The 15521-nt window shown below is 70.5% G+C and carries 16 protein-coding genes; 7 read left to right on the top strand and 9 right to left on the bottom strand.

Going from position 1 to position 15521, the window contains the following annotated elements:
* Positions 1–127 precede the first annotated feature (127 nt).
* From QF035_RS15455 to QF035_RS15465, 3 genes are all read left to right on the top strand, one after another.
* Positions 128–1585 (top strand): MFS transporter, encoded by a 1458-nt coding sequence (locus QF035_RS15455; RefSeq protein ID WP_307520907.1) that lies wholly within the window; start codon positions 128–130, stop codon positions 1583–1585.
* Positions 1586–1620: 35 nt separating this feature from the next.
* The gene (locus tag QF035_RS15460) at positions 1621–2148 is read left to right on the top strand and encodes an SRPBCC family protein (RefSeq protein ID WP_307520909.1); all 528 of its coding nucleotides are present in this window, start codon (positions 1621–1623) and stop codon (positions 2146–2148) included.
* 135 nt (positions 2149–2283) lie between these two features.
* Positions 2284–3645 (top strand): carotenoid oxygenase family protein, encoded by a 1362-nt coding sequence (locus QF035_RS15465; protein WP_307520911.1) that lies wholly within the window; start codon positions 2284–2286, stop codon positions 3643–3645.
* Between the two features lie 87 nt (positions 3646–3732).
* On the opposite strand, the gene QF035_RS15470 is transcribed toward QF035_RS15465, so the two are convergent.
* From QF035_RS15470 to QF035_RS15480, 3 genes are read right to left on the bottom strand one after another with little or no spacing between them, the layout of a single operon-like run.
* Positions 3733–4494 carry a DUF3710 domain-containing protein gene (locus tag QF035_RS15470; RefSeq protein WP_307520912.1) on the bottom strand — a complete coding sequence of 254 codons (762 nt, stop codon included), beginning with the start codon at positions 4492–4494 and terminating at the stop codon, positions 3733–3735.
* 1 nt (position 4495) lies between these two features.
* Positions 4496–5017: a dUTP diphosphatase gene (dut, locus tag QF035_RS15475; RefSeq protein ID WP_307520913.1), complete on the bottom strand. Its 522-nt coding sequence runs from the start codon at positions 5015–5017 to the stop codon at positions 4496–4498.
* The gene (locus tag QF035_RS15480; RefSeq protein ID WP_269650530.1) at positions 5014–5598 is read right to left on the bottom strand and encodes a PaaI family thioesterase; all 585 of its coding nucleotides are present in this window, start codon (positions 5596–5598) and stop codon (positions 5014–5016) included. Before QF035_RS15480 ends, dut begins: the two co-directional genes overlap by 4 nt.
* A gap of 58 nt (positions 5599–5656) precedes the next feature.
* On the opposite strand from QF035_RS15480, the gene QF035_RS15485 reads away from it, so the two are divergent.
* Positions 5657–6121, top strand: coding sequence for a DUF3093 domain-containing protein (locus QF035_RS15485; RefSeq protein WP_055615447.1), 465 nt, complete (start codon positions 5657–5659; stop codon positions 6119–6121).
* Positions 6122–6277: 156 nt separating this feature from the next.
* Here the strand turns inward: QF035_RS15485 and QF035_RS15490 are convergent, their stop codons facing one another.
* The 4 genes from QF035_RS15490 to QF035_RS15505 form a co-directional block, all read right to left on the bottom strand.
* A complete protein-coding gene (locus tag QF035_RS15490; RefSeq protein WP_307520914.1) occupies positions 6278–7174 on the bottom strand; it encodes a hypothetical protein in 897 nt (298 codons plus the stop codon).
* Between the two features lie 13 nt (positions 7175–7187).
* Positions 7188–7484: a DUF4193 domain-containing protein gene (locus QF035_RS15495; protein ID WP_005481602.1), complete on the bottom strand. Its 297-nt coding sequence runs from the start codon at positions 7482–7484 to the stop codon at positions 7188–7190.
* A 393-nt stretch (positions 7485–7877) separates the two neighbouring features.
* Entirely contained in the window at positions 7878–9110 is a 1233-nt protein-coding gene (locus QF035_RS15500; protein ID WP_189841133.1) for a sensor histidine kinase, read from the bottom strand.
* Between the two features lie 6 nt (positions 9111–9116).
* Positions 9117–9770: a response regulator transcription factor gene (locus tag QF035_RS15505; protein ID WP_055615445.1), complete on the bottom strand. Its 654-nt coding sequence runs from the start codon at positions 9768–9770 to the stop codon at positions 9117–9119.
* A gap of 391 nt (positions 9771–10161) precedes the next feature.
* On the opposite strand from QF035_RS15505, the gene QF035_RS15510 reads away from it, so the two are divergent.
* Positions 10162–10335 (top strand): hypothetical protein, encoded by a 174-nt coding sequence (locus QF035_RS15510; protein ID WP_189841132.1) that lies wholly within the window; start codon positions 10162–10164, stop codon positions 10333–10335.
* A 161-nt stretch (positions 10336–10496) separates the two neighbouring features.
* Here the strand turns inward: QF035_RS15510 and QF035_RS15515 are convergent, their stop codons facing one another.
* Positions 10497–11321 (bottom strand): inositol monophosphatase family protein, encoded by an 825-nt coding sequence (locus QF035_RS15515; RefSeq protein ID WP_307520916.1) that lies wholly within the window; start codon positions 11319–11321, stop codon positions 10497–10499.
* On the bottom strand, positions 11318–12445 hold the full coding sequence (locus QF035_RS15520; protein ID WP_307520918.1) for a ferrochelatase: 1128 nt from the start codon (positions 12443–12445) through the stop codon (positions 11318–11320). Before QF035_RS15520 ends, QF035_RS15515 begins: the two co-directional genes overlap by 4 nt.
* Before the next feature lie 161 nt (positions 12446–12606).
* On the opposite strand from QF035_RS15520, the gene QF035_RS15525 reads away from it, so the two are divergent.
* Positions 12607–13845, top strand: a complete 1239-nt coding sequence (locus QF035_RS15525) for an MFS transporter (protein ID WP_307520920.1) — start codon at positions 12607–12609, stop codon at positions 13843–13845.
* On the top strand, positions 13805–15124 hold the full coding sequence (locus QF035_RS15530; RefSeq protein WP_307520921.1) for a D-arabinono-1,4-lactone oxidase: 1320 nt from the start codon (positions 13805–13807) through the stop codon (positions 15122–15124). Before QF035_RS15525 ends, QF035_RS15530 begins: the two co-directional genes overlap by 41 nt.
* The last annotated feature ends 397 nt before the right edge of the window (positions 15125–15521 follow it).

Genomic DNA, 15521 nt, shown 5'->3' on the forward strand with positions numbered 1-15521 from the left:
AGCCAAAGAGTGAGTGGTCAACCACACATACGCACAGCGGCCAAGAACTCACAGGAACTCACAGGAACTCACAGGAACTCACAGGAACTCACAGGAACTCACAGGAACCCCCGAGAAAGGGAACCCGATGTCCAGCACGCGAAAGGGAGCAAGGGCGGTCCGCCCCGGGGCCGCCCTCGCGGTCCTCGCCGCCGCCCAGTTCGCCGTCGCGCTCAGTACGTCGATCGTCAACGTCGCCCTCCCCGCGGTCCGCGACGGCGTCGGGCTCTCGGACACCGGCATGTCCTGGGTCGTGAACTCCTACGGACTCGCCTTCGGAGCGCTGCTCCTGCTCGGCGGACGGACCGCCGACCTGGTGGGCCGGCGCCGCGTCCTCCTCGGAGGCCTCGCGCTGTTCGCCGCCGCCTCCGTAGCCGCGGGCCTCGCCACCGGCCCGTGGGCGCTGATCACCGCCCGCACCGCACAGGGCGTCGGAGCCGCCGCCGTGGCACCCGCCGCGCTCTCCCTGGTCATGCGGCTCTTCCCGCCAGGACCCGGGCGCGCCAAGGCGATTGGGGTCTGGGGTGCGGTGTCCGGCGCCGGCGGAGCCGCCGGAGTCCTGCTCGGCGGGGTGCTCACCGAGGGCCTGGGCTGGCCGTGGGTCTTCCACGTGTCCGGACTCGGCGCGGCCGTCGTGCTCGTCGGCACCCTGGTACTGGTCCCCGCCTCACCACCGGACGACAGCGCTCCCGGGCGGCTCGACCTCGTCGGCACCCTCACCGTCACGGCCGGACTGGTCTCGCTGGTGTACGGGCTCACGTCGGCCGGACGCTCCGGCTGGACCGGCCCCTGGGTGCTCGGCTCCCTGGGCACGGCGGCCGTGCTCCTCGCGCTGTTCCTCCTGGTCGAGGGGCGCCATCCCGCTCCGCTGCTGCCGCCGCGTCTGTGGACGGAGGGGCTGGTCGCCCCCGCCAACCTCGTCATGACGCTGCTGGGCGCCGTCTGGGTCGGCCTGTTCTTCTTCCTGCCGCTCTATCAGCAACAGGTCCTCGGCGCCGGTCCGTTGGAGACGGGACTGTCCCAACTCCCCCTGGCGGCGGCGAACATGCTCGGCTCCTGGTTCGCCCCGCGGCTCTCCCGCCGGCTCGGCCCGCACGTCACGCTCGCCGCGGGCCTGCTCACCCAGGCCGCCGGACTCCTGTGGCTGTCCCGGATCACGGCGGACGGCAGCTACCCGGCCGACCTGCTCGGCCCGATCCTCGTGATCGGCCTCGGTCTCGGCACCGCGTTCGTCCAGCTCACCGGGGCCGCCGTGACCGGCGTACGGCCCGCCGACTCGGGCCTGGCCAGCGGCCTGGTCAACACCACCCGGCAGATCGGCGGAGCCGTGGGCCTGGCCGTCCTCGGCACACTCGCCGCCTCCCGCACGGCCGCCGCCGCGCACCACCACTCCCCCGCGGCGGCCCTCACCGAGGGCTACCGGCTCGCCTTCCTCGTCTCGGCGGCCGTACTCGCCGTCGGCGCCGCACTGACGCCCCTCCTGTCCCGCCGCCTCGCGGCACAGCCCCGGACCGAGGAAGCCCCGGCTCCCGCTCCCACGCGCTGAACGCCCGTCCGACACCCACAGAAGGAGATCCCGCCATGAACACCGAACACGCAGAGAGCGCAGAGAACGCCATGAACACAGAGACCGCACCCGGCCACTCCGTCGACGAGGACGTCCCCGTCGTCGTACGCCTCTCGACCACCGTCGACGCCCCGCTCGCGACCGTATGGGCCCTGCACACGGACATCGGGTCGTGGGCCGACTGGAACACGGACATCGACAGCGTCGACTTCGACGGCCCGCTCGCCCCGGGCGCCTCCTTCCGGTGGCTCACCCACGGCCTCGACATCACGTCCACGATCCGCGAGGTCGTGCCCGGCGAGCGGATCGTCTGGGGCGGTCCGGCGCACGGCATCGAGGGCGTCCACGTCTGGACGTTCGAGGAGAACGGCGAGCGCACCGGCGAGGCGGCGGCCGGCGAGCGGACCGTGACGGTCCGCACCGAGGAGTCCTGGGCCGGAGCCCCCATCGAGGAACGCCCCGAGGAGATGCGAGAGGCGCTGCGGCAGTCCCTGGAGAGCTGGCTGAGCCGCCTGCGGTCCGAGGCCGAGCGCCGCGGCTGACGCCGTACAGCCGTCGTACGGCGAGCGAGGTGCCCGTACGCCGGCCGGTGTCACCCGCCCCCTCTCCCCACTCCACGAGAAGCCACTCCACAAGCTCCCATCCACGAGCGTGAACCCACCAGAAAGGTCACCGTCATGGGCGTCGACAAGCCGTACCTGACCGGCCACTACACCCCCGTCACCGACGAGATCACCGCCACCACGCTCACCGTCGAGGGGACGCTGCCGCCCGAGCTGACCGGCCGGCTGATCCGCAACAGCCACAACCCGAAGCCCGGCATCACCCCCACCCACTGGTTCAAGGGCAGCGGCATGGTGCACGGCGTACGGCTGCGCAAGGGGCGCGCGGAGTGGTACCGCAACCGCTGGGTGCACACCCCGGCGCTCGATGGCGCCCCCTATGTGACCGAGCGGGGCCCCGACCTGACCGCCAGCACCGCGGGCACCCACGTCATCGAGCACGCCGGACGCCTGCTCGCGCTGTGCGAGGCGAACCTCCCCTTCGAGCTGACCGCCGACCTGGAGACCGTGGGCGCGTACGACTTCGGCGGCAGGCTGACCTCGGCGATGACCGCGCACCCCAAGGAGGACCCGGCCACCGGCGAACTGCACTTCTTCTCCTCGTCCCCGTTCCCGCCCTATCTGATCCACCACGTGGCCTCGCTCGACGGTCAGGTCCTCGACACCCAGGAGGTCCCGGACGCGAGCGCCGCGCTCAAGCACGACTTCGCCATCACCGAGCACCACATCGTGTTCCTGGAGGGCTCGGTCACCTTCGACCCGGCCGAGCACTCCGGCATCCCGTACGGCTGGAGCGACGCCCAGCGGTCCCGTATCGGGGTCATGCCGCGCGGCGCGGGAGGCGCGGCCCGCATCCGCTGGTTCGAGGTCGACCCGGGGTACGGGATGCACTTCGCCAACGCCTACGAGGACGCGTACGGCCGGATCGTCGTCGAGGGCCCGACGGTGGGCCGTACCGGCTGGCAGCGCTCCTGGAACTGGTGGGTCGGCGCGCCGGACCGCGGCGCGGAGCCCAACTCCGGTTCCAGGACGAAACGCTGGACCGTCGACCTCGCGGCAGGCCGCGTGAAGGAAGAACAGATCGACGACCTCACCGTCGAGTTCCCCACCATCAACGACGCCTTCACCGGCCGCGAGCACCGCTACCAGTACGCGCTGTCGTTCCCCGACGACCTGGGCATCGGCAACCACACGCTGGTCAAGTACGACCGCCGGGACGGCACCCGCCAGTTGCTGCCGTTCGGCAACGGCCAACTGCCCAGCGAGGCGGTGTTCGTCCCGGCGGCCGGCACCACCGCCCCCTCTGACGAGGACGCCGGGTATCTGCTCACCGTCGTCAGCGACCTGAACGCCGACGCGTCCAGGCTGCTCGTCCTGGACGCCTCGGACCTGTCCCTGCCGCCGGTCGCGACGGTCCGTCTGCCGCGCCGCGTACCGGCGATGATCCACGGCTCGTGGATCCCGGACGCCGCCTGACGGGAGGTCCCGGGAAACGGCGAAACGGCGGTGGGCCGCACTCCCCCGAGGGGAGTGCGGCCCACCGCCGTACTTCCTTGTGCGCGGCTACCGAACCTCGGTGATCTCCGGTCCGCGCTGCAGCTGACCCATGCCGCCGGAGAAACGTGAACCTGCCTGCTCCTCCTGCTGGACGCCCTCGGCGACCATCTGCGCGTCGTCCGGCAGCTTCAGGACGATCGGGTCGCGCGGGGCCATCGGGCCCTCACCGCGGACCACCACGGTGTCCCTGAAGATCTGCTCCAGCAGGCCGCCCGTCTGCGGCTGCACGGCGCCCTGGCCGGAGATCACTCCGCGCAGGAACCAGCGGGGCCCGTCCACGCCGATGAACCGGACGACCTGGAAGCCGCCCGTCCCGTCCGGCAGCTGCACCGGTACCTGGGCACGCAGCTCCCAGCCCAGCGGGCCCTCGACCTCGTCGATGACACCGCCCTGCTGGGTGATGCCGGTGGCGATCTCCTCGCGCACCTCGCCCCAGATGCCCTCGCGCTTGGGGGCGGCGAAGGCCTGCAACTGGACGGCGCTGTCCTTGAGCACCACGGTGGCCGCGACGATGGCGTCGCCCGCGACCTCCACCCGGAGCTCCATTCCGTCGACCCCGGGCACGAAAAGACCGCCCAGGTCGACCCGGCCCTCGGCCGGATCCCGGACCTCTGTGCTGTCCCAGGGCCCGTCGGGGCGCGGCTCGGGCTCAAGCCTCACGCGCTCACGCTCCGCGTCGTCCGCCTCAGTGTCGACACCGTCGACGACCTGCTCGGCCTCGCCCGCCGCGTCCTCGGCGGCACTGCCCTTCTTGCGACGTCCGAACACGTCACTGTCCTTCCCGGTCGGATACGACCGAAGCGTATCGATTCCCACCCGTTGTGCCGCCCACGGCGGCATGCCCGCCGGTGGACCCGAAGCCCCCTGCGGCCCGCGCCGAGTCGGGAAGCTCCGCCACCTCCTGGAAGCGCACCTTCTCGACCTGCTGGACGACCAGTTGGGCAATCCGGTCGAAGCGCTCGAACCGCACGGACTCGCGCGGGTCGAGATTCACCACGATCACCTTGATCTCCCCACGGTACCCGGCATCAACCGTCCCCGGGGCATTCACCAGAGCGACACCGCAGCGGGCGGCGAGCCCGGAACGCGGGTGCACGAAGGCCGCGTACCCCTCAGGGAGCGCGATGCACACTCCCGTGGGCAGCACGGCCCTCTCGCCGGGTTCCAGCACGCGGCTCTCCGTCGTCCGGAGGTCCGCGCCGGCGTCGCCGGGGTGCGCGTATTCCGGAAGCGGTACGTCCGGATCGACGCGCTTGATCAGCACGCCCACCGGAGTCGGGGTCGAGGTCACGGGTTCACCTCGAAAGCACGGGCACGACGGACCTGGTCGGGGTCGTCCATGGCCGCACGGATCTCCTCCGGGCGGCCGTTGTCGATGAAGTGCTCCACCTTCACCTCCAGGAAGAGGGCGTCCGCGCGGACGGCGACGGGCCCGTCCGGGCCGCCGATCCGTCCGGTGGCGGACGAGTAGATCTTGCGCCCCGCCACCGCCGTCACCTCGGCCTCCAGGTACAGCACGGTGCCGACGGGCACGGGCCGTACGAAGTCGGTCTCCAGCCGTCCGGTCACCGCGATGGTGCGCAGCAGCCAGTTCAGCGAGCCGAGGGTCTCGTCGAGTGCGCTCGCGAGGACTCCGCCGTGCGCGAGGCCGGGAGCACCCTGGTGGGCGGACTTCACGGTGAACTCGGCGGTGATCCTCACCCCCTCGCCCGCGCGGGCCTCCAGGTGCAGTCCGTGCGGCTGGTCTCCGCCGCAGCCGAAGCACTGGCCGTAGTGCGCGCCGAGCAGCTCGCCGGGCGCGGGCGCGTCGGGATGCCTCACCGGCGCCACGGCGTCGGCCGGGGGCCGCAGAGCTGAAGATGTACCACTCACAGGCGCAGACCTTACCTCCGCGTCAGCGCCGCGCACGCACCGTGGCAGGCTAGGCCGTATGCAGCTTTCCGCCTCGCCGTACGAAGAACGTCTGACCGCGCCCCGTTCCTGGTGGTTCATCAGCCTGCTGGTGGGTCTCTCGATGGCCCTGATCCTGCTGCCGTTCGGCACGCTTCCCCTGCTGGGGGGCCTCGTCGGCGGCACGGCGGTCGCGGCGGTGGCGGCCAGTTCGTACGGCTCCGTGCGGATCCGCGTGGTGGCCGGCTCCCTGATCGCGGGCGACGCGAAGATCCCGGTCTCGGCCCTCGGTGAGGCCCATGTCCTCGACCCGGAGGAGACGCGTGCCTGGCGCACGTTCAAGGCCGACACACGCGCCTTCATGCTCCTGCGCTCCTACATCCCGACGGCGCTCCGCGTAGAGGTCACCGACCCGGCCGACCCGACCCCGTACCTGTACCTGTCGACCCGCGACCCGGAGCGCTTGGCGGCGGCACTGGAAGCGGCACGGACGACGACGGCGTAGATGACGGCGACGGCGTAGATCCGGCCAGATCCGCTCCCGGTCCCGGACTGCCTCCCGGCTCCCGGCAGGGTTTGGGCCGCGCTCGCACTCGTGTCCCGTACGGAAACTTTCCCTTCCGCGGGTCAGAACTTTGCCTGCCAGGGCCGGGGGAAGGGGTCAGCGCCCCAGCTCCTTGGGGATCTCCCCGACGCGCAGCGGATCGGCGGGCTTCTCCAGAGGCGGCAGCGCCGGCAGCGCGTCCCACGGCACCTGCGCCTTGCGGAGGTCCTTGCGGATGCGCTCCGCGAGCTTTCTCGTGTCACGGCGGTTCATGACCGCCCCGACGGCGGCGCCGACCATGAACGGCATCAGGTTCGGCAGATTTCGGACCATGCGCTTCATGATCTGCTGGCGCAGCTCGCGCTTCAGCTGGCCCCCGAGGGCCGCGTTGATCGTCGACGGTTTGGTCACGTCGATTCCGCGCTCCTCCGACCACGAACTCAGATACGTGGTGGAGCGCTGCTTCAGACTGCCCGGCGGCCGCAGGCCGTAGACCTCGTACAACTCCGCGATCATCTTCATCTCGATCGCGGCCACGCCGGTGATCTCGGCGGCCAGCTCCGTGGGCATCGCCGGAGGTACGGGCATCATCGCGGCCGCGCCGATTCCCGCGCCCACCGTGGAGGTCGCGTTGCAGGCGCCCGCCACGAGCTTGTCCGCGAGCTGCTCGGGGCCGAGGCCCGGGAACTGCCTGCGGAGGGTCGCGAGGTCCCGTACGGGGATTCGCGGGGCGTTCTCGATGATGCGGTCGGTGAGGTACGCCAGGCCCGCCCTGGCGCGGCTGCCGCCCTTACGGACACCTTCCTTCACCCCGTGGCCGACAGCGGCGGCCCTGCGTTTGGCGACAGGCGCCTTTGGATCCGGCACCTCCAGGGCGCCGGAGGCGCCTGTCGCGTCCACTGCTTCGAGCGAGGCCGGGTGGCCCCGCTCGTCGTCACGCATGCCGTCCGAGGACGGACCGGCCGCTCCCTGGTCACGAAAGCGGCGCTTCCAGGGCGGGGTCGAGCCTGTCACGGCCGACCCTGCCTCAGTCGCAGTCGCGGCAGATCGGCTGGCCGTTCTTCTCGCGGGCCAGCTGGCTGCGGTGGTGGACCAGGAAGCAGCTCATGCAGGTGAACTCGTCCTGCTGCTTCGGCAGGACCCGGACGGCCAACTCCTCGTTCGAGAGGTCCGCGCCGGGCAGTTCCAGGCCTTCTGCAGCCTCGAACTCGTCCACGTCGACCGCCGAAGTCGACTTGTCGTTCCGGCGAGCCTTCAGTTCTTCAAGGCTGTCCGAATCGACGTCGTCGTCGGTCTTGCGTGGGGTGTCGTAATCCGTTGCCATGTCGCTCTCCCCCTCTGGGTGTCTGCGGTGTCTCCAGCGCACGTAACGCGTGAGAGGCCGGACTTGTGCCCGACCCGAGGCGGAGATTTTGCCTCACATCAAGGTCTGTTACTCAATCGACACCCAATCGGACCCCTCAAGAGTGATCGGCTTGGATGGCGAACGGGACCGTACACGGTCCGAATGCCGCACTTCAAAGGCGTCTCACCGTGTACTTCCCGTGATCTGGACCCCCGAAAACCCGGATGTTCCCGGCTTTACGACAGCCTTCTTGATCACGGAGAGTAGATGGCCGGAAATTCGCCCTTGTGATCGATCACACACGAGGCAGCCCACTGCATGCCCAGAAAATTCCGCGCAAAGCGAACATCCTCGCGTGTCGGCGACATGGTCTCAGACGGGCAGGGTTACTCGCATCACCAGTCCACCCCCCTCACGCGGTTCCGCGGCGATGTGACCGCCGTGGGCACGGGCCACCGACCTGGCGATCGACAGGCCAAGACCCACGCCTTTGTCACTGCCCGTCCGCTCCGTACGCAGTCGCCGGAAAGGCTCGAAAAGATTGTCGATCTCGTACGCGGGCACCACGGGCCCCGTATTGGAGACCACGAGAACCGCCTGGCCGTGCTGCACCTCTGTGGTCACCTCGACCCAGCCTTCCTCCGCCACGTTGTACCGCACGGCGTTCTGGACGAGGTTCAGGGCGATCCGCTCCAGGAGGACGCCACTGCCCTGGACGACCGCGGCTTCGCGCTTCCCGCGGATCGCCACGCCCTTCGCCTCCGCCTCGCCACGAGCCTGGTCGATGGCCTGTGAGGCGACCTCGGCGAGGTCGACCGGCTTGCGTTCGACGATCTGGTTGTCGCTGCGGGCGAGCAGCAGCAGGCCCTCGACGAGCTGCTCGCTGCGCTCGTTCGTGGCGAGCAGCGTCTTGCCGAGCTGCTGCAGCTCCACGGGCGCTCCCGGATCGGACAGATGCACCTCAAGAAGCGTGCGGTTGATCGCCAGCGGCGTCCGCAGTTCGTGCGAGGCGTTCCCGACGAACCGCTGCTGGGCCGTGAAGGCTCTCTGCAGCCGCTCCAGCATGTCGTCGAAGGTGTCCGCCAGCTCCTTGAACTCGTCGTCCGGACCGTCCAGCTCGATCCGCCGCGACAGGTCCGACCCCGCCACCGCGCGCGCGGTGCGCGTGATCCGCCCGAGCGGCGACAGCACCCGGCCGGCCATCGCGTAGCCGAAGGCGAACGCGATGACGGCGAGACCCAGGAGGGCGAGGAGCGAACGGCTGAGGAGGTTGTCCAGGGCGTGCTGGCGCTGCTCGTTGACACACGCGTTCATCGCGTTGTTGAGCTCGGTCGCCGACGGCTCGGACGGGAAGTTGCAGGTAGGACTGGTCACACCGCCGGAGACGATCCTGAAGGGCAGATCACTGCCCACGTTCAGAGCCTGGGCGGCGAGCAGATAGATGATCGACAGCAGGAGGATGCCCGCGATCAGGAACATCCCGCCGTACAGCAGCGTGAGCCGTATCCGGATGGTCGGACGCAGCCACGGGAACGGGGGCTCCGGCTTCCGCGGGTCCCAGGTGGGCTTCGGAGGCGCCGTCGGGGGCGCGGGCGTCGTGGCCACCACGGATCAGATCCGGTAGCCGGAACCGGGCACCGTGACGATGACCGGGGGCTCACCGAGCTTGCGGCGCAGGGTCATCACGGTGACGCGCACGACGTTGGTGAACGGGTCCGTGTTCTCGTCCCAGGCCTTCTCCAGGAGCTGCTCGGCGGAGACGACGGCGCCCTCGCTGCGCAGCAGGACCTCCAGGACGGCGAACTCCTTGGGCGCGAGCTGGACCTCCTTGCCGTCGCGGAAGACCTCACGACGGTTGGGGTCGAGCTTGATCCCGGCACGCTCCAGGACGGGCGGCAGCGGCATGCTCGTACGCCGGCCGAGGGCACGCACGCGTGCCGTCAGCTCGCTGAACGCGAAGGGCTTGGGGAGGTAGTCGTCTGCGCCGATCTCCAGGCCCTCCACGCGGTCGCTGACGTCTCCGGAGGCCGTGAGCATCAGCACGCGTGTGGGCATGCCGAGCTCGACGATCTTGCGGCAGACGTCGTCGCCGTGCACGAGGGGGAGGTCACGGTCGAGGACGACCACGTCGTAGTCGTTGACGCCGATGCGCTCCAGGGCGGCCGCGCCGTCGTACACGACGTCGACGGCCATGGCCTCCCGGCGCAGTCCGGTGGCCACCGCATCGGCGAGCAGTTGCTCGTCCTCGACGACGAGTACGCGCACGTCGCTTGTCCTTCCTCTGTCCACCCGCGTAGCGCCTTCTCGGCGCACGCGGGCAGGGTCTGTCGCGGGTTGAGTCTCCATCCTGCCCTTTTCGGCCATAAGTCGGCTGTAAGGCGGGTGCGGAGGCCGGGGAATGCGAGATTTTCTCGCGCTGTTGAGGTTTCCGTGGAAGGGAGCGGGGGGAGGACGGCTTTACACCCCGCGATCACGCTCTGCTTGTGCCGCACCACCATGCGGTACGTCACGGTCCGCTTCCGCAGGGCGGGCGTGGGTGTCCGGCACCGTCGCCGCCCAGTGCGGGCAGCGCTGGGCACCCTGGAGACGTGATCGCCCCTTCCGAACGGCACACCCCCGTGCCACCGACCCACGACCCAGGACGAGGGGGCGCAGCATGGACGCATTCACCGCAGGACTTCTGCAGCGCATAAGGGCGACCGAGTCCGACCTGACGATGGCTCGCGAGACCGGCGACGACTTCCTCGCGGAGGTCGAGCAGGCAGAGCTCGACGACCTGCACCGCCTTGCCGCCGAGCACGGCGTGGAGGTCGGCGCGTCACGCGTCTGATCAGCTCGCACGAAAGCGGGGCCCCGGCATCGATCCAGTGCCGGGGCGCCCGTTTTTTTGGGGCCGGTTGCACCTCGGGCCCGCGCCCCTTAGGGGCGCGGGGAACTGCGCGCCCAGCCACAACGCACCCGCAGCCGACATGCCGAACCCCGTGCGCGGCCTCAGTCGTGCCAGGCGCCCAGTTCTTCCAGGCGGGCCTGGAGGGGTTCGAAGAGGCCGGGTGGGGCCGCGACGGTCAGGTCAGTGGAGAGGGGGTCTCCGGGGCGGCCGCCGGTCAGAGCGCCCGCCTCGCGGGCGATCAGGTCGCCGGCGGCGTAGTCCCAGGGGTTCAGGCCCCGCTCGTAGTACGCGTCCAGGCGGCCCGTCGCCACATCGCACAGGTCGATCGCCGCCGAGCCGCCGCGGCGGATGTCCCGGACCTGGGGGATCAGGTGTCCGACCACCTCGGCCTGCCGGGCCCGGCGCTCGGCGAGGTAGCCGAAGCCGGTGCCGACGAGGGCCAGTGCGAAGGCGGGGGCGGGCCGCACGCGCGCGGGGTGGTCGTTCACGTACGCGCCCTGCCCCAGGACGGCTCGGTAGGTCTCCGCGCGCATCGGGGCGTGCACCACCCCGACGACGGCCTCGCCGTCCTTGAGGGCCGCGATCGAGACGGCCCAACTGGGCAGTCCGTACAGGTAGTTGACCGTGCCGTCGATCGGGTCGATCACCCACTGGACGCCGCTGGTGCCCTCGACGCTGGCGCCCTCCTCGCCGAGCACGCCGTCGTCCGGCCTGCGGTCGGCCAGCAGGCCGGTGATCAGCTTCTCGGACGCGATGTCCATCTCGGTGACGACATCGACGGCACTGGACTTGGTGGCGGCCACGCCGAGGTCGTCCGGGCGGCCGTCACGCAGGAAGGCGCCCGCGCGGTGGGCCGCGTCGAGCGCGATCTCCAGTAGCTCGGCCTTCAGCTCGTCGTTCGCTGTGGCGGTCACGGTGCTCCTCATGCGTACGGGCTGTCGGCGCCCGCGGCTGCGGGCTTGGGGGCGCGGGCCGGGCAGCAGCCCACGGGACACAGGTTGTGGCTCGGAGCCAGGGCACCGAGCGCGCAGGGCGTCACGTCCCGCCCGCTCTCCGCGGCGGCCCGCTCCAGGACCAACTCGCGGATCGCGGCGGCGAACCGCGGGTCGGCGCCCACAGTGGCCGAGCGGCGGACCGGCAGGCCCAGCTCCTGGGCCTTCGCCGTGGCCTCCGTGTCGAGGTCGTACAGGACCTCCATGTGGTCCGAGACGAACCCGATGGGCGCCATGACGACGGCAGGGACGCCGGCGCCGTGCAGCTCCTCCAGGTGGTCGCAGATGTCCGGCTCCAGCCACGGGATGTGCGGGGCGCCCGAGCGCGACTGGTAGACGAGCCGCCAGGGGTGGTCGATGCCGGTCCGCTCACGCACGGCGTCGGCAACGAGCCGCGCGACGTCCAGGTGCTGCTTCACGTACGCCCCGCCGTCGCCGTGGTCCTCGACCGGGCCCGAGGTGTCCGCCGAGGCGTTCGGGATCGAGTGGGTCGTGAAGGCGAGGTGCGCGCCCGCGCGGACGTCCTCGGGAAGCTCCGCGAGGGACTCCAGGAGGCCCTCGATCATGGGCTCCAGGAAGCCGGCGTGGTTGAAGTAGTGCCGCAACTTGTCGATCCGCGGCAGCTCCAGGCCCTCGCCCTCCAGGGTGGCCAGGGCCCCGGCGAGGTCCTCGCGGTACTGCCGGCAGCCCGAGTACGAGGCGTACGCGCTCGTGGCGAGGACCAGGACCCTGCGGCGGCCGTCGGCGACCATCTCGCGCAGGGTGTCGGTGAGGTACGGCCCCCAGTTCCGGTTGCCCCAGTACACCGGCAGGTCGAGCCCGTGTTCCGCGAAGTCCTTGCGGAGGGCGTCCAGCAGGGCGCGGTTCTGGTCGTTGATGGGGCTGACCCCGCCGAACAGGAAGTAGTGCTGCCCCACTTCCTTGAGGCGTTCCTTGGGGATTCCCCGTCCACTCGTCACGTTCTCCAGGAACGGGACCACGTCGTCGGGGCCCTCGGGGCCGCCGAACGAGAGCAGGAGCAGGGCGTCGTAGGGGGTGGCATCGAGCGCGTCTCGCATGTCTCGATCCTGCCACCCGGCTCCGACAGCGGGACAACGGCGGGGTGCCGGACCGCGGCGGACAAGGTGACGGCCGACATCGGCATATACGTTAGGGTCACCTGACTCGTAAGCTGTATCGGCCGCATTCGCGCCTTACCGGACCGCTCCCGGAGACCCCCGTGCCCAGCCCCTACCGCGCCCTGTTCGCCGCCCCCGGCTCCAAGGGCTTCACCACCGCGGGCCTCCTCGGCCGGATGCCGCTGTCGATGATGGGCATCGGCGTGGTCACGATGATCTCGCAGCTCACCGGGCGGTACGCGCTCGCGGGCGCGCTCTCGGCGACCATGGCGCTGTCCGCCGCGGTGTTCGGCCCGCAGATATCCCGCCTGGTGGACCGGCACGGGCAGCGGCGCGTGCTGCGCCCGGCCACGCTGGTCGCGCTCGCCGCGGCCGCCGGGCTGCTGCTGGCCGCCCACTTCGACTGGCCGGACTGGGTGCTGTTCCTCTGCTCGGCCGGCATCGGGTGCGTACCGAGCATCGGCGCGATGACCCGGGCGCGCTGGGCGTACCTGTACCGGGGCAAGCCTCAACTGCACACCGCGTACGCCTTCGAGTCCGTCGTCGACGAGGTCTGCTTCATCTTCGGGCCGATCATCTCCATCGGTCTGTCCACCGTCTGGTTCCCGGAGGCCGGACCGCTGCTCGCGGCCTGCTTCCTGGCGGCCGGCGTCTTCTGGCTGACCTCCCAGCGCGCCACCGAGCCCCCGCCCCATCCGCGCGAGCATCACACGGGCGGGTCGGCCCTGCGCTCGGCCGGGCTGCAGGTCCTGGTGGCCACCTTCGTGGCGACGGGGGCGATCTTCGGGGCGGTCGACGTGGTCACCGTCGCCTTCGCCGACGAACAGGGCCACAAGGGGGCCGCGAGCGTCGTCCTGGCCGTGTACGCGGCGGGCTCCTGTCTGGCGGGTGCCGTGTTCGGACTGCTGCGCCTCGGCGGAGCGCCCGCCCGCAGGTGGGCGCTGGGCGTATGCACCATGGCCGTGAGTATGATCCCCCTCCTACTGGTCGGAAACTTGCCGTTCCTGGCCGTGGCGCTGTTCGTTGCGGGCCTGTCCATCGCGCCGACGATGATCACGACGATGGCCCTCGTCGAACTGCACGTACCTCGCGCGAAACTGACCGAAGGCATGACGTGGGTGAGCACCGGACTCATGGTCGGGGTCGCGCTCGGCTCCTCCCTGTCCGGCTGGGTGATCGATACGGCCGGGGCGCGGGCCGGGTACGGGGTTCCGGTCGCGGCCGGGGCCGTCGCGGTCGCGGTGGGTTTCCTGGGGTATCGCCGGCTCAGCAGGCCGGTTCCGCAGCGGGAGGGGACCCATGAACAGCACAGTGAGCGGGAAGAGCGGCACCTGGCGTAACTGGGCGGGGAACGTCACCGCCCGGCCGGCCCGGGAAGTCACTCCGGCCTCCGTCGAGGAACTCTCCGCCGCCGTGCGCCAGGCCGCGGAGGACGGGCTCAGGGTGAAGGCCGTCGGCACCGGTCACTCCTTCACGGCGGCCGCCGCCACCGACGGTGTGTTGATCCGCCCTCAACTGTTGACCGGGATCCGCAAGGTTGATCGTGAGGCAGGCACCGTCACTGTTGAGGCGGGCACCCCGCTCAAGCGTCTCAACCTGGCTCTCGCGCGCGAGGGACTGTCGCTCACGAACATGGGCGACATCATGGAGCAGACGGTCTCGGGAGCGGTCAGCACCGGGACGCACGGCACCGGCCGCGACTCCGCCTCGATAGCCGCTCAGATCACGGGCCTTGAACTGGTGACGGCCGACGGCTCGGTCCTCAGCTGCTCGGAGAAAGAGAACCCCGAGGTGTTCGCGGCGGCCCGCGTCGGCATCGGCGCCCTGGGGATCATCACCGCGATCACCTTCTCCGTAGAGCCCACTTTCCTTCTCACGGCCCGTGAGGAGCCGATGAGCTTCGACGAGGTGACGGGGTCCTTCGACGAACTGTTCGCGGAGAACGAGCACTTCGAGTTCTACTGGTTCCCGCACACCGGCAACTGCAACACCAAGCGCAACAACCGCAGCGCCGGCCCGGAGAGACCGGTCGGCACGGTGCGCGGCCTCTTCGAGGACGAGTTCCTCTCCAACGGCGTCTTCCAGGTGGCCAATTACGTGGGCCGGGCCGTGCCCGCCACGATCCCCTCGATCGCCAAGATCTCCAGCCGCGCCCTGTCCGCGCGCACCTACACCGACATTCCCTACAAGGTCTTCACTTCCCCGCGCCGGGTCCGCTTCACGGAGATGGAGTTCGCCGTCCCGCGCGAGGCCCTCGTCGAGACGCTGCGCGAACTGAAGGCCATGGTCGACCGTTCGCCCCTGCGCATCAGCTTCCCGGTGGAGGTGCGTACGGCGCCCGCGGACGACATCACGCTCTCCACGGCGTCCGGCCGGGACACCGCGTACATCGCCGTCCATATGTTCCGGGGCACGCCGTACCAGGCGTACTTCAGCGCCGCCGAGCGGATCTTCACCGCGCACGAGGGGCGGCCGCACTGGGGCAAGGTGCACACGCGCGACGCGGAGTACTTCGCCGATGTCTACCCGCGCTTCGGCGAGTTCACCGAACTGCGGGATCGGCTCGACCCTGAACGGCGGTTCGGGAACGACTACTTGCGCCGAATGCTGGGCGAGTAGACGCGGACGTTTGTACGAGGCTTCGAGACGCCCGCGCGAGAAGAGGACGTACAGGCGAAACGATTAGTTCCGTTTGTGGCGATTCCATGAAGTGTGCCACGCGCCATGATCACCGGAACGTCACCCCGGGTGGCCAACTCCCGTCCCCGGACAGAAGTTCGGCCGTGTGCCGATCCACGCAAGTGGCCCGAATGGAGTACTGTTGCGAGCCCTGGGTCCGGACACTCGCCAGGGCGTCCGGGGCCTTCCAGGACCGCCGGGAGGGGGCTCGTTGCACAGGGTGATGGAGTTCGTCACTTAGCGTTGCGAATAGGTAACCGTGCCATAACGGCGATCCCGGGCCACCGCCCGACACGCCGGGCAACTCGGCAAGGTTGTGGCAGGCTGCACCCGGGCA

It is taken from the genome of Streptomyces umbrinus (genome assembly GCF_030817415.1).
In the GTDB taxonomy this organism is placed as follows: Bacteria; Actinomycetota; Actinomycetes; order Streptomycetales; family Streptomycetaceae; genus Streptomyces; species Streptomyces umbrinus_A.

Bases quoted from the DNA above. Each gene is read 5' to 3' on its own strand.
- QF035_RS15455 (WP_307520907.1), top strand. From the start codon at position 128: ATGTCCAGCACGCGAAAGGGAGCAAGGGCGGTCCGCCCCGGGGCCGCC.
- QF035_RS15460 (WP_307520909.1), top strand. From the start codon at position 1,621: ATGAACACCGAACACGCAGAGAGCGCAGAGAACGCCATGAACACAGAG.
- QF035_RS15465 (WP_307520911.1), top strand. From the start codon at position 2,284: ATGGGCGTCGACAAGCCGTACCTGACCGGCCACTACACCCCCGTCACC.
- QF035_RS15485 (WP_055615447.1), top strand. From the start codon at position 5,657: ATGCAGCTTTCCGCCTCGCCGTACGAAGAACGTCTGACCGCGCCCCGT.
- QF035_RS15495 (WP_005481602.1), bottom strand. From the start codon at position 7,484: ATGGCAACGGATTACGACACCCCACGCAAGACCGACGACGACGTCGAT.
- QF035_RS15510 (WP_189841132.1), top strand. From the start codon at position 10,162: ATGGACGCATTCACCGCAGGACTTCTGCAGCGCATAAGGGCGACCGAG.
- QF035_RS15515 (WP_307520916.1), bottom strand. From the start codon at position 11,321: ATGAGGAGCACCGTGACCGCCACAGCGAACGACGAGCTGAAGGCCGAG.
- QF035_RS15520 (WP_307520918.1), bottom strand. From the start codon at position 12,445: ATGCGAGACGCGCTCGATGCCACCCCCTACGACGCCCTGCTCCTGCTC.
- QF035_RS15530 (WP_307520921.1), top strand. From the start codon at position 13,805: ATGAACAGCACAGTGAGCGGGAAGAGCGGCACCTGGCGTAACTGGGCG.